This is a genomic window from Nostoc sp. NMS8, assembly GCF_017115045.1.
GTDB lineage: Bacteria > Cyanobacteriota > Cyanobacteriia > Cyanobacteriales > Nostocaceae > Nostoc.
Map to the genome: position 1 here is coordinate 87,757 of NZ_JABXKK010000050.1, position 12,853 is coordinate 100,609.

General features: G+C 43.0%; 14 protein-coding genes. 2 read left to right on the forward strand and 12 right to left on the reverse strand.

What is annotated here, in order from left to right; translation table 11 throughout:
- Positions 1–2: 2 nt before the first annotated feature.
- From ndhI to groES, 6 genes are all read right to left on the reverse strand, one after another.
- Positions 3–587: an NAD(P)H-quinone oxidoreductase subunit I gene (ndhI, locus tag HWQ39_RS09175; RefSeq protein ID WP_292843583.1), complete on the reverse strand. Its 585-nt coding sequence runs from the start codon at positions 585–587 to the stop codon at positions 3–5.
- A gap of 94 nt (positions 588–681) precedes the next feature.
- On the reverse strand, positions 682–1,800 hold the full coding sequence (gene nuoH / locus HWQ39_RS09180; protein WP_292843584.1) for an NADH-quinone oxidoreductase subunit NuoH: 1,119 nt from the start codon (positions 1,798–1,800) through the stop codon (positions 682–684).
- A gap of 346 nt (positions 1,801–2,146) precedes the next feature.
- Positions 2,147–3,283: a citrate synthase gene (locus HWQ39_RS09185; RefSeq protein ID WP_292843585.1), complete on the reverse strand. Its 1,137-nt coding sequence runs from the start codon at positions 3,281–3,283 to the stop codon at positions 2,147–2,149.
- A gap of 108 nt (positions 3,284–3,391) precedes the next feature.
- Positions 3,392–3,886, reverse strand: a complete 495-nt coding sequence (sixA, locus tag HWQ39_RS09190) for a phosphohistidine phosphatase SixA (protein WP_292843586.1) — start codon at positions 3,884–3,886, stop codon at positions 3,392–3,394.
- A 491-nt stretch (positions 3,887–4,377) separates the two neighbouring features.
- Positions 4,378–6,015 (reverse strand): chaperonin GroEL, encoded by a 1,638-nt coding sequence (gene groL, locus HWQ39_RS09195; protein ID WP_292843587.1) that lies wholly within the window; start codon positions 6,013–6,015, stop codon positions 4,378–4,380.
- 142 nt (positions 6,016–6,157) lie between these two features.
- Positions 6,158–6,469 carry a co-chaperone GroES gene (gene groES, locus HWQ39_RS09200; protein WP_012407590.1) on the reverse strand — a complete coding sequence of 104 codons (312 nt, stop codon included), beginning with the start codon at positions 6,467–6,469 and terminating at the stop codon, positions 6,158–6,160.
- Positions 6,470–7,569: 1,100 nt separating this feature from the next.
- On the opposite strand from groES, the gene HWQ39_RS09205 reads away from it, so the two are divergent.
- Complete coding sequence (locus HWQ39_RS09205) at positions 7,570–8,247, forward strand: response regulator transcription factor (protein ID WP_012407592.1); 678 nt, start codon at positions 7,570–7,572, stop codon at positions 8,245–8,247.
- Positions 8,248–8,350: 103 nt separating this feature from the next.
- On the opposite strand, the gene HWQ39_RS09210 is transcribed toward HWQ39_RS09205, so the two are convergent.
- The 5 genes from HWQ39_RS09210 to HWQ39_RS09230 form a co-directional block, all read right to left on the reverse strand.
- Positions 8,351–8,632, reverse strand: a complete 282-nt coding sequence (locus HWQ39_RS09210; RefSeq protein ID WP_292843588.1) for an NIL domain-containing protein — start codon at positions 8,630–8,632, stop codon at positions 8,351–8,353.
- A 407-nt stretch (positions 8,633–9,039) separates the two neighbouring features.
- Entirely contained in the window at positions 9,040–9,381 is a 342-nt protein-coding gene (locus HWQ39_RS09215; protein WP_292843589.1) for an ATP-binding protein, read from the reverse strand.
- A 92-nt stretch (positions 9,382–9,473) separates the two neighbouring features.
- A complete protein-coding gene (locus tag HWQ39_RS09220) occupies positions 9,474–9,818 on the reverse strand; it encodes a response regulator (RefSeq protein ID WP_292843590.1) in 345 nt (114 codons plus the stop codon).
- A 122-nt stretch (positions 9,819–9,940) separates the two neighbouring features.
- A complete protein-coding gene (gene asnS / locus HWQ39_RS09225) occupies positions 9,941–11,332 on the reverse strand; it encodes an asparagine--tRNA ligase (RefSeq protein ID WP_292843591.1) in 1,392 nt (463 codons plus the stop codon).
- Positions 11,333–11,334: 2 nt separating this feature from the next.
- Positions 11,335–11,697 carry a hypothetical protein gene (locus HWQ39_RS09230; protein WP_292843592.1) on the reverse strand — a complete coding sequence of 121 codons (363 nt, stop codon included), beginning with the start codon at positions 11,695–11,697 and terminating at the stop codon, positions 11,335–11,337.
- A 44-nt stretch (positions 11,698–11,741) separates the two neighbouring features.
- Here HWQ39_RS09230 and HWQ39_RS09235 point away from each other — a divergent pair, with 44 nt between their 5' ends.
- Positions 11,742–12,017, forward strand: coding sequence for a DUF6439 family protein (locus tag HWQ39_RS09235; RefSeq protein WP_041565907.1), 276 nt, complete (start codon positions 11,742–11,744; stop codon positions 12,015–12,017).
- A gap of 62 nt (positions 12,018–12,079) precedes the next feature.
- Here the strand turns inward: HWQ39_RS09235 and HWQ39_RS09240 are convergent, their stop codons facing one another.
- Positions 12,080–12,529, reverse strand: a complete 450-nt coding sequence (locus HWQ39_RS09240; RefSeq protein ID WP_179068619.1) for an anti-sigma regulatory factor — start codon at positions 12,527–12,529, stop codon at positions 12,080–12,082.
- Between the last annotated feature and the right edge of the window lie 324 nt (positions 12,530–12,853).

Here is a 12,853-nt window from a genome sequence, read left to right on the forward strand (position 1 = left end):
ATTTATTTTTCTGTTTGTTCTACCAAGTCTTCTGGACGCGCACCTGGACGCGGTGCATCCGCGGGTAGTCCGTGGGGTTCGAGGACGCCTTTGGGTAGATAAACTAGTTCGCGCAGTGGTGTCACCATTGGATCATCTGTTACCTTGTAGGGCAGACGACCTAGTGCCACGTTGTCAAAGTTCAATTCATGGCGATCGTAAGTGGCAAGCTCATACTCTTCTGTCATCGATAGACAGTTAGTGGGGCAAAATTCCACACAATTACCGCAAAAGATACAAACTCCAAAGTCAATGCTGTAGTGGTTGAGTTTTTTCTTTTTGCTGGCTTTGTCGTATTCCCAATCTACTACAGGCAGATTAATTGGACAAACGCGGACGCAAACTTCGCAGGCGATGCACTTATCAAATTCAAAGTGAATCCTACCGCGAAACCGTTCGCCAGGAATCAGTTTCTCGTAAGGGTACTGTACGGTAATTGGACGCCGCCGCATGTGATCGAAGGTGACAGAAAGCCCCTGACCAATGTAACGCGCAGCTTGTACCGTTTCTTTGGCGTAATCACCAACTTGTTTCAGGAACTTTAGCATTTTGTGTCTCTCTCTTTTCAATTTTGGATTTTGGATTTTGGATTTTAGATTTCAGACTTAATCTAAAATCTAAAATCTAAAATCTAAAATTGGCTTACCCGCCGAAGGCGAAGGGAAAGGCTAGTTTCAGGGCGGCGGTTAATAGGAGATTAACCAAGCCGACTGGTAACAAAAACTTCCATCCTAAATCTAACAGTTGGTCAATCCGTACCCGTGGCACTGTCCAGCGCAACAGGATGGCGACAAACACTAGTAAATAGGCTTTGAAGACAGTCATCGTGATTCCCAAAGAAGCAGTTACTATCTGGAACACGGGATTTAATTCACTCACCCCCAGCCAACCAGCGATGAGGTTGAGGGGAATAGGAAAGTCCCAACCGCCCAGGTAGAGAATTGCTACTAGTAAGGAAGAAAGGATCAAGTTAACGTAGGAACCCAGGTAGAACAGACCGAATTTCATACCTGAGTATTCAGTCTGATAGCCTGCGACGATTTCTTCTTCCGCTTCCGGTAAGTCAAAGGGTAATCGTTCGCATTCAGCTAGGGCGGCTATCCAAAAAATCAGAAAACCGATTGGTTGTCGCCAAATGTTCCAGCCCAGGATGCCGTAGCCAGATTGCTGATTGACGATATCAACGGTGCTGAGGCTATTAGACATCATAGCGATCGCTAACACCGCCAGAGCCAATGGAATTTCATAACTAATAGATTGCGCTGCTGCCCGCAAGCCCCCCAAGAGGGAGTATTTATTATTAGATGCGTAGCCAGCCATCAACAAGCCAATGGGTTGAATGCTTGACAAGGCAATCCACAAGAATACGCCCATACCCACATTACTAACTATGATATTCTGTCCAAAGGGCACAATCAGGAACGACAGAAATACCGGAATTACAACAATAATTGGCCCGAGGGTAAACAGCCAAGGGTCAGATTTGGCTGGTACTATATCTTCTTTAAATAACAACTTCAGACCATCCGCTACAGGCACCAGCAACCCAAAAGGCCCCTGGTATTCTGGCCCAATTCGCTGCTGTGCGGAGGCAGAAATTTTCCGTTCTAGCCAAGTAGCAACTAATACCCCCACTGTTGCCCCAATCAGCATCAGTATCATTGGCAAGGGCATCCAAATCGCTTTGGCTGTTCCTGCTGGTATACCTAAATCCCGGAGGGATTCAATAAAAGTTCCTTGGAGGTCAATTCCTGAATTCATGTTTCCGCTCTTTAAGACATCGAGTCATGGTGAATTACAACTATTAGTTAAATTAATACCTGTAAATTCACCCATTTTTAATTTTTGCCCAGATGACGCCCAATTGAAGATTTGTTGCCAATTCCCATGCCTAGTATATCGTTGGATGGTTTGACCACCCTGAAGCGCGATGAGAACTTCTACTTATGGTTGGCATTGAGATTGGCTATTGAGGGGACGGGGGGAGCCGGGAAGAAGCAAGGGGGCAGGGAGCAGGGAGCAAGGGAGAAGAGAGTTTGAGTTTTCCCCTCCGCCCCCCGCACCCCGCCCCTCTGCCTCTTTTCAATGCCCCATGCCCTATGCCCATTTACCGTTTGTCAATGGGAGTATAAGTAATTTCGTGCAGACCGTTGTAAACTTGGGTAGGACGGAAAATCCGGTTTTCTGCTAGTTGTTCTTTCCAGTGGGCTAGCCAACCGGCAACACGTGCGATCGCAAATATTGGTGTAAACAAGTCTGTAGGAATACCCATCTTTCTATACACCAAACCGGAGTAAAAGTCAATATTTGGATAAATCCCTTTGCTACCGAGTTTTTCCTCTACCACTAGTTCCATTTCTTGAGCAATGTCATAGAACTTGTCATGGCCAAACTTCTCAAACAATTGCTCTGCAAGATTTTGTAAAATTATGGCTCGTGGGTCTTTTACTTTATACACACGATGTCCAAAGCCCATAATCTTAGATTTACTTTGCAGACAGTCCTCTATGTAGGGACGGACATTTTCTACAGAGCCAATTTTTTCCAACATCTGAATTACTTCTTCATTGGCTCCACCATGCAGAGGCCCACCCAAAGTTCCCACAGCACTTGCAACCACCGCGTAAGGATCAGTCAAGGTGGAAGCTGTCACTCTGGCACTGAAAGTAGAAGCATTCATTGTATGCTCGACTTGAAGTATCAAGCAGATATCAAAAATCCGCGCCATGAGAGGATCGGGTTCTCGCTCATCGAGCATGTATAGAAAGTTGGCGGAATAGTCTAAGTCATCACGGGGACGCACGGGATCGTTGCCTTTCCGCATCAGTTGGAAGGCTGCTACCATTGTGGGAATGGTTGCTATCAGACGCACCACTGAATCTCGAATGTAGACAGGATTATGTAAATCTCGGAGCGAATAAAACAAACCTAAAGCCGCAGCAGAGGCTTGTAGGGCATCCATTGGGTGGCCGCTTTCTGGAAAGCATTTCATCATGTCCCGAATGCGGTATTTTATCCGCCGGTGGTAACGAACTTCATGCTCAAATGTTTCCAGTTCTTCCTTGCTTGGCAGTTTACCCCAGATTAAGAGATAAGCAGTTTCTAGAAATGTACTTTTTTCTGCTAATTCTTCAATCCTAATGCCACGATATTCTAGTATTCCCTTTTGCCCATCAACATAGCTGATACTTGATTGGGCGGCGGGAATGCCTTCTAAACCAGGCTTGTATTCGCACACCATCATGGCAACACCATTTGCTTTGTGAAATATCTGATCAAGTTAACTTACCAGAAATTTATTGCCGCCATAACAGTAGCCGTTCTAACAACAATCGAAAATGTTGAAAAACTGTTATAGCAGGTACTTGGGTGGTGTCAACCAAAACATCTGACTCCGACCCAGAGGAGAACCTGTTTCTGGTAGTTTTATCCCAATCATACCTGCTTTTTTCAAGACTAAGCTTGCTTTGGCTTCTCCCCACAGCAGAATTTCTGCCCAATTGCTCAAACTAGGTTCGTGTCCAACCAGCGCCAGTTGGGTATTTTGGGAATAATTTTTTGGTTCTAACCAGTCTTTGAGCCAACTAGAAATTTGACCATCGGGCGCGAGGTGGCTAGATTCCTCGAATTGAGAGCTTAGTTTTTCTGCTACGAGGATTTCAGCCGTTTGGCGGGCCCGCACTAAGGGACTAGTGAGAATTAAATCAAAGTTTAAACCTAATTTAACAAGTTTTTGGGCAACTTTCTCAGCTTTTTGCCTTCCTTCTTTGGTTAAGCTGCGTTCCTCATCCTTGATGTTTAATCCCTTGTCTTCGGCGATGCCATGACGAATTAAATATAGTTCCATACTTTTAGTTTTGTTAGCGTAGCCTGTGCTGAGTTATTAGTTACGCTTGTGTTATTGATCTATCTTAATCTTAATCATCATTACGTATTCGTGAATCTACCATCTGTCTGATGTAGTAAAGTGTTAGGCGTTTAACATGTTATGGATACGAGTAAAATGATAGTTGAGTTAGTCATGTGACTTTGACCACTCATTGGGTCACAAGCCCCTAAATTTATTTATGAAAAAAACAAAATATTTTTTAAAGGGACTCGCCATGCTGTGAAAAAATACGTCCAAGTTTTCAATCCCCTGGTTTTAACTATGGGGTTGTACTCAGCACGGGCTAAACGCCCCGCTTCCGCTAACAGCACTACTGAAGCTGCATAAAAGCGGCTTGGTAATCTTCCATTTCGTTATTTTATCGTTTGAAACATCTGAATCTTGATATAAAAAAATAGCCGCCTCCACAAGGGAAGCAGCTATTTTTACAAACACGGGATTACAAAGTATTAGTAATCAAAATCGCCGCCGCCGCCAGCACCAGCGCCAGCAGGGGCGCCATCCTTAGGCTCAGGCTTGTCAACTATAATACATTCGGTTGTCAACACCATACCAGCGATGGAAGCAGCGTTTTGCAGAGCAGAACGAGTCACTTTCGCAGGGTCAACAATACCAGCAGCTAACAAATCGACAAATTCGTTTGTTGCAGCATTGTAGCCAACACTAAATTCTTTCTCTTTCACGCGTTCAGCGATCACAGCACCATTCTGACCGGCGTTTTCAGCAATCCGCTTCAGAGGGGCAGGTAAGGCGCGAACGACAATCAACGCACCAATCAACTCTTCATCCTTAAGATTACTCTTTGCCCACTCTTCCAATTCAGGAGCAAGGTGAGCCAGAGTTGTACCACCGCCAGGAACAATACCTTCTTCCACAGCAGCTTTGGTGGCGTTGATAGCGTCTTCTAGGCGCAGTTTCTTGTCTTTCATTTCGGTTTCGGTCGCTGCACCAACTTTCACTACAGCAACACCACCAGAGAGTTTAGCAAGACGCTCTTGCAGTTTCTCTTTGTCGTAAGAAGACTCGGTTTCATCGATTTGACGACGAATCTGTTCGACACGAGCCTTAACAGCAGCTTCGTTACCTTCGGCAACAATTGTGGTGCTGTCCTTAGTGATGGTGATTCGGCGAGCTTTACCCAGGCTATCCAGCTTGGTGTTATCTAGCTTCAGACCAGCATCTTCGGTAACTAGTTGACCACCAGTTAAAACAGCGATGTCTTCTAGTAGTGCTTTGCGGCGATCGCCAAAGCCAGGAGCCTTAACTGCAGCCACGTTGAGTACACCGCGTAAACGGTTTACTACTAAAGTTGCCAAAGCTTCTTTTTCAATATCTTCAGCGATAATCACCAAAGGACGACCAGCACGAGCTACTTGCTCTAACACTGGTACAAGGTCTTGCACCAAAGCAATTTTCTTATCGGTCAGTAGTATGAAAGGCTCATCAAAAACCGCTTCCATCCGCTCAGGGTCGGTAGCGAAATATGGAGAGATGTAGCCTTTGTCAAAGCGCATCCCTTCAGTGATTTCCAACTCGGTGAACATAGATTTCCCTTCTTCTAGGGAAATTACGCCTTCCTTGCCCACCTTGTCCATTGCTTGGGCAATCATCTGACCAACTTCTTCGTCATTACCAGCCGAGATCGCACCAACTTGGGCAATGGCTTTGGAATCTTCCACTGGACGGGCGTGTTCTTTGATTTTTTCTACTAGGAAGGCAGTAGCTTTGTCAATACCGCGCTTGAGCGAAATTGCGTTAGCACCAGCTGCAACGTTCCGCAAGCCTTCTTTGACGATCGCATGAGCTAAAACGGTAGCAGTGGTAGTACCATCGCCCGCAGCATCATTAGTCTTAGAAGCAGCTTGACGAATCAGAGCTACACCAGTGTTTTCAATATGATCTTCTAATTCGATTTCTTTGGCGATCGTCACACCGTCATTGACAATTTGTGGCGCGCCAAATTTCTTTTCTAGAACTACGTTACGACCTTTGGGGCCAAGGGTAACAGCTACAGCCTCAGCCAGAATGTCAATGCCTCGCTCTAGAGCGCGACGGGCGTTTTCGTTGTAGATAATGCGCTTTGCCATAGGTGTCTAAATCCAGGGATTAGGTCAATTTTTTCTTGAATTGGGTATTGGGCACTGGGCATTGGGCATGGGGCATAGGGCATTGTCTTTATTTTTGACATTACCTGTTCCCTGTTCCCTATTCCCTGTTCCCTATTCCCCACTAGATAACAACTGCTAAAATATCTTTTTCAGAAAGCAGTACATATTCTTCGGTGCCGAGCTTGATGTCAGTGCCGGCGTACTTGGAGTACAACACCTTATCGCCGACTTTAATTTCCAATTCCTGACGGCTACCGTCTTCATTACGCTTGCCAGGGCCAAGGGCGACTACTTCCCCAACCTGGGGCTTTTCCTTGGCTGTGTCGGGCAAATACAGACCACCTGCGGTCTTTTCCTCAGAAGCGTTCACTTTTACGAAAACGCGATCGCTTAGAGGTTTAACTGTAGAAACGCTTAGAGATAAAGCTGCCATAATTATTTTCTCCAGAGTTTAGCACTCTCAACTCCTGAGTGCTAATTTACCTAAAAGTAGAGTCCAATAGCAAGAATCCCTTGAGTACGGGTTCCCGAACTAGAGGGTCATAAATGTACTTAAGTATAAATGCTTAATTATTTCTACCTTTCAGGTTTTGTTCTGTAAGCTACGAAGAGAGTAGAGAGTGGGGAGTAGAGAAGAGGAAACAGGGGAGCAGGGAGCAGAAGGAGAAAATATTACTTTATTATTTCCCTCATCCCCCAATCCCCAATTTTCAAAGCTTGGAAAAGGGATCTGCTCGATGAGTAACAACACAGCGATCCAGTCCAGGCATCAAATCCCAAAACCACTAAACCTCTAGAACATAAAACCCTAAGTAATTATGTAGAAAGTTTAGAAATTGCAAAAAATCTGCAACACATTTTTATTTGTGCTGACCAGACAATTGTTAATTTCTACTCAAAACGAGCTAGTCTGGAATCCTGGGAATGCTTAAAAAGCGACTTAAACAGTTCAAACTCAATGAGCCGCATACTAGAGTTATGCCATTTGCGTCTTTAGAACAAAAGCCAACTGCTTGCGTGTTTCTTGTTCTAGACTCATAATGGTGGTTTACACTGATGGTGTCGCCAAGTAAACCCGGAAGTTACCTTGCGGATGATCCAAGAACACTGAATAGGCAATAAGGTGGTAAAAGAATATGCGTTTTTAACCCATCCTTTGCCAAAAACTTCCCTAGTTTCTTGTGAACTCCTTATAGAGGCTTAACAATCGAAGGATATGTTATGGCAGTAAGCTTAAAGAAAGTGCGGGTTGATTTTGAGGTAGGGTCATCTTTAAGCCAATACTTAACTTGTAAGTCAGAAGGATTATTATTTTATCAGTGTTTTTTACCCCGCCCCTTTCAATGCGATATATAATAGCGCATTATAGATACTACTGCTATACGTATCCTTGCTGGACTTTTGCTATCGAGCTACTAGTCTGTTGAAAGTGTTCGGCATTTTTGAGACTTCGAGACAGCAAAGGCAAGTTAAGTAGGAAAAAGGACAACATCTCGAATAACCCACAATAGAGGATAAATATTCAAGACTTTGATGGACCGAAGCGCGACAAGTGCCACTGCTATGAAAGAGCCCAGCATGAAAGATCACAAACGACTTCTATTGATTGATGATGACCCTAACCTCATCTTGCTGGTGAAGGATTACTTAGAATTCCGGGGATACGAAGTCATCACCGCCGAAAATGGACGTGAAGCTCTGGAAATTTTAGAGCAAGATGTTCCAGACATGATCATCTGCGATGTGATGATGCCGGAAATGGACGGATATACTTTTGTGGAACAAGTCCGGCAAAACGAACGCACCAGTTGGATTCCGGTTCTTTTCCTTTCAGCTAAGGGACAAAGTGCAGACCGAGTTAAGGGTCTGAATAAAGGTGCTGATGTTTATATGGTCAAGCCCTTTGAACCAGAAGAACTCGTAGCCCAAGTTGAATCCTCGTTGAAACAAACTATCCGTTGGAAAGAACACCAAGCAAAAGGAGGCGAAAACGGTTCCCGTATCCAGGTTCCCTTCGATGTCCAGTTAACCCCAACTGAACTGAAAGTAGTTCAGTTTGTTGCTAGAGGTTTAGCTAACCGTGAAATTGCTGAAGAACTAAATGTTAGTCAGCGCACGGTTGAAAGTCATGTGTCCAATATGTTGGGCAAAACCAATCTCCACAACCGCACTGAATTAGCGCGGTGGGCGATTGAAAATCAAATGGCTTAAACAAAGTTAAGAGTTAAAAGTTAGGAGTTACGAATTATGAATTTTTTAACTTCTAACTCCTAACTCATAACTAAATCTACCAACCATCTTCTTCAGGGCTGGATTAGTGCAAAACTTCTAAATCCAGTTCATCCAGGTAAGTTAGGGCGCTTTCAATTTGGGAAACAGTACCTCGCAGTTCCAGATCGAAGCAGCTATATTGTGGCACGTTTGCGCTTACCTGAGCATCAGCAATAATGACTGTGATGCCATATTGAGAAACCAGTCGTGAAATGACTGGTTCCTCATGCAAGTCTTTAGGAATGCGAACCTGGATGCGAGTTTGGGTGCGTCTATTATCTAAAATATTAGTATTAGATTTTACTTGCTTATTTGGAATTGCCATTGTAGCTTCCTATTCGACTTCTTGGGTGAGGGTTTAGCTTTGGATGATTTCTTTTAACACTAGCGTTACTTATCCTATGCACGCAAATGGTAGCAAATGATTCATAATTCATCATGAAGGTTAGATGATATTAATTATGGATTCCTATAAACAAGTGCGATCGTATCTAATACAATACGGTTTGGTTAAGGTTTTTTGATAAAAATTATAGAGCGCAAAGATGCGATAAATTATTGTAGAGACGGCGATTCATCGCGTCTCTTGTCTTAACCAAATAGTATTAGCATCTAATGGATTCTGTATTTATTAAAACAGAATTCAGCATTCTTCTTTAGAAACTTATAAGTTAAATTTTGTTAGAAGATAAATCAACGCCCTAAAAAATAATTCTCCGGTGAAGTCTTAATTTAAGTGTCGCTTTTATGATTAACAGCTAATGCTATTGGAATTTCAATTGCAAATTCAGTTCCATAGCCAAATTCAGACTTTAGCTGGATATTGCCCTGATGTTTCTCAATAATTTGATGGCTAATTGCTAAACCTAGTCCCGTTGCTTTGTTGATAGGTTTAATTGTAAAGAAAGGCTCAAATATCTTGCTTTGAATCTCCGCATCTATTCCATCACCGTTATCTCTGAATGTAATTATCACTGTTTCTAATTCAGTTACTTCAGTTTTAATAACTATTTGCTTTTGGATCTGATTATCTAGCTTTAGTAAAGCATCAATGCTATTACTAAGGATATTCATGAATACTTGGTTTAGTTGTGCTGGATAACATTGAACTGGTGGGAGATTTCCATATTTTTTAATAATTTCAATTTTTGGGTGTAGCCGATGATTTAAGCTTCTTCTTTACTGGATAGCATGACGATCGGAATATCACGAGTTACTGGATGAGAGCGAAACCAACGCAGTAACATTAATCCATCGATATTTGGCATAATCATATCCAAAAAGATCACCGTTGGTTCTATGGCGATCGCATCTTGAATAGCTTTAGCTGGATTACTTGTGTAGTGAAGGGAAATATCTGTTTCTGTCGCAACCATCCGACGGAAGGCTTCGCCGATAATTACCTGATCGTCAATTAGTAGAAGCCTGACTGTGGATATTTTGGCTTTGGCATCCAGAATAAATGGCGCAGCTTGTGGAGTTTGTGGTTGACTCCAGTTTGGCGATAACAATAATCAATCCTTCGTCCTGACGGCGATTTATCGCGTTTTTTGGCTTAATCGAACCGTATTGAGCGCAGACAGACTTGGTTTTTGTCGACGCGATTTTTAATCCCCTTGTTTATTTAATCAAACTAAAACTCAGCACTTTGCGGTGTACGCGGGAAGGGAATCACATCACGAATATTTCCCATACCAGTCATAAATTGCACGAGTCGTTCAAAACCTAGTCCAAAACCAGCGTGAGGGACAGTACCATAACGACGCAAATCAAGATACCACCACAAGTCTTCTGGGTTTAATCCTTGCGCTAACACACGGCGTTCTAATACTTCTAAACGTTCTTCGCGCTGGGAACCGCCGACAATTTCGCCAATTTTCGGTGCGAGAATATCCATTGCACGGACGGTTTTTTCATCGTCGTTCAAACGCATATAAAATGCTTTGATTTGCCCTGGATAATCTGTAACAATTACTGGCTTTTTAAACTGTTGTTCAGCTAGATAGCGTTCGTGTTCTGATTGTAAATCTAAACCCCAACTCACAGGATATTCAAATTTAACATCAGCTTTTTCTAAAAGTTTGATCGCTTCCGTATAAGTTAAGCGTTCAAACTGATTATTAATAATATTTTCGGCTGTGGACAACACAGATTTATCAATGCGTTCATTGAAAAATTCCATATCTTCTGGGCAAGTTTCCAACACATATTTAAAAATGTGCTTGAGAAACGCTTCAGCCAAATCCATATCGCCTTCTAGATCGCAAAAAGCCATTTCTGGCTCAACCATCCAAAATTCTGCTAAGTGGCGGGAGGTGTTGGAATTTTCTGCACGGAAGGTAGGGCCAAAGGTGTAGACGTTAGAAAACGCCATCGCCATGACTTCCGCTTCCAACTGGCCGCTAACTGTTAAATATGTGGGTTTAGCAAAAAAGTCTTGGCTGTAATCTACTGCTTGGTTTTCTGTACGGGGAATATTCTTTAAATCTAAACTGGTAACGCTAAACAGTTCGCCCGCACCCTCGCAATCGCTAGCAGTGATGATGGGGGTGTGTACCCACAAAAAGCCTCTTTCTTGGAAAAATTGGTGAATTGCTGTCGAACAAGCATTTCTGACGCGAAAAACTGCACCAAAGGAATTAGTCCGCGATCGCAAATGTCCAATGGTTCGCAGAAACTCAAAGGAATGCCGTTTCTTTTGCAGGGGATATGTATCGGGATCAGCTTCACCGTAAACTTTCACTGACTCGGCTTTCAACTCAATTCGCTGTCCTTTACCCAGAGAAGCCACTAGTACCCCTGTCGCTTCCACAGCCGCACCTGTATTCAATTTTTTCAAGATAGCTTCGTAATCTGGCAAATCCTGATTGATGACGACTTGCAAATTAGCTAGTGATGAGCCGTCATTGACTTCAATAAAAGCAAACCCTTTAGACTCACGTTTTGTTCGCACCCAGCCTTGCACTTGGATGGACTCATCAGGTTGGCCACTTCGCAATATTTCTGCAATCCGTCGATTTACCATATTTACCCAGCATAAGACTTTAATATCCAGCCTATGATAACGCCCATTCCACCAAAGCGGACTATTTGCCAGAAAGGTTTTTTGAGGCTACGCCAAGAAAATAATTGGCTTTCTAAGTTTAGTTCTAGCCTTTCCAACTGCTGTTGAATGTGCCGTAACTCTGCTTTGATTTCTGGTGTCTGAGATTTATTGTGCTTTAGTTGATCCCGGCGCTGTTGCCATTGTGCCTGTTGTTGGCGATCGCGTTGCACTTGCTCGTAACGTTCTCTTAAGGATAGGAGCGATCGCTCTACTTCCTCTAATTCTTGTTCAAAATCCGGTTCGGGATTTTCTGCTGACGGCTGCGATTGTTTTGGCGGCTTCATTTACAAGTAGTAAAGTAGAAGTAAATGCAAATGTGCCAATAGTTATGTCCCAATCTACCCAGCTGCCGAAAACCAGTCAACTGAATGAACTTAGTACTCTGGAACTAGCTCAAGCCCTGATGGAAAGACTGAGCATTTCCCCTAACGATTGGCATCGCCTCAAGTCTAACCGCAATTCCCGCGCTAATGAACAAGTGGCAGCAGCTATTGTCTATCTTTTAAAGAATCAGCCACAAGAAGCTCAAGCGAGATTAGAACAGGCAATTGGTTGGTTAGATCGCTCCATTTCTGCCCCTCCCTGTCCAACTCACGGTAAGTAGGGAATGGGGAATAGGGAATAGTTAGTAAGAAACAACTAATCAATAACTTTCCCACTCCCCTCTTATCGCCGCAGAGATAGTCCCCGGCGATTTTCCATTTGTTTACAAAGCCTCAATTCTGTGCCTTTGCGGTTCCACTGCACCTGATCAAAAATTTGATGCAGAAGACATAAACCACGACCATTTTCTGACTCATCTGGTGGAAGATAGTCTGTTGGTTCTTCATTAGTAGTAGATGAAGGAGTAAAACCACTACCCTGGTCTGAGATTATCCACCAATATTGATTATCTATTACGGAAAAACGAACTACAACTGTTTTGCTTGGATCGAGATTATTGCCATGTTTAGCTGCATTTACTAGGGCTTCTTGAAGTCCTAGCCGCAGTTCTGCTTGTAATTTTGCTGGAATTTCTGCCAACAATAAATCTAATATAGGACAAAGGTAGAGGGTTGAGGCAAAACTAATAGTGCCCCAATAACGTCCAACTGGACGGAGTGAAATAGTAATCACAAGAGAAACCCCATAGCTTTCAGTTAGCTAGACATCAGTTTGCTATTACAGTCACCCTGATAAAACTTGAGGTGGTCATGCTGCCTTCAAACTTGCGTCTTTAAAACTAAATTTTGAAAATGCTAGGGAGCATTGGCTTTATAACTATGAGTTGGAATTGTTTAGATATATATCGGTCAGAATCACTTTGATAATGATGTCAGCAAATTAAGAACATGCTGCTAATTTGAGAGAGTATTGGCATACTCTAGTTATTTGCCGATTTATAATTCATACAATCCACTTCATCTTTTTAATAACCTATGCAACTTGAATTTATTTAAA

Coding starts and splice junctions, on each gene's coding strand:
- HWQ39_RS09210 (WP_292843588.1), bottom strand. CDS start 8,632: ATGGCAATTCCAAATAAGCAAGTAAAATCTAATACTAATATTTTAGAT.
- ndhI (WP_292843583.1), bottom strand. CDS start 587: ATGCTAAAGTTCCTGAAACAAGTTGGTGATTACGCCAAAGAAACGGTA.
- HWQ39_RS09230 (WP_292843592.1), bottom strand. CDS start 11,697: ATGAAGCCGCCAAAACAATCGCAGCCGTCAGCAGAAAATCCCGAACCG.
- groES (WP_012407590.1), bottom strand. CDS start 6,469: ATGGCAGCTTTATCTCTAAGCGTTTCTACAGTTAAACCTCTAAGCGAT.
- HWQ39_RS09235 (WP_041565907.1), top strand. CDS start 11,742: ATGTCCCAATCTACCCAGCTGCCGAAAACCAGTCAACTGAATGAACTT.
- HWQ39_RS09205 (WP_012407592.1), top strand. CDS start 7,570: ATGGACCGAAGCGCGACAAGTGCCACTGCTATGAAAGAGCCCAGCATG.
- HWQ39_RS09185 (WP_292843585.1), bottom strand. CDS start 3,283: ATGATGGTGTGCGAATACAAGCCTGGTTTAGAAGGCATTCCCGCCGCC.
- groL (WP_292843587.1), bottom strand. CDS start 6,015: ATGGCAAAGCGCATTATCTACAACGAAAACGCCCGTCGCGCTCTAGAG.
- sixA (WP_292843586.1), bottom strand. CDS start 3,886: ATGGAACTATATTTAATTCGTCATGGCATCGCCGAAGACAAGGGATTA.
- asnS (WP_292843591.1), bottom strand. CDS start 11,332: ATGGTAAATCGACGGATTGCAGAAATATTGCGAAGTGGCCAACCTGAT.
- HWQ39_RS09215 (WP_292843589.1), bottom strand. CDS start 9,381: ATGAATATCCTTAGTAATAGCATTGATGCTTTACTAAAGCTAGATAAT.
- nuoH (WP_292843584.1), bottom strand. CDS start 1,800: ATGAATTCAGGAATTGACCTCCAAGGAACTTTTATTGAATCCCTCCGG.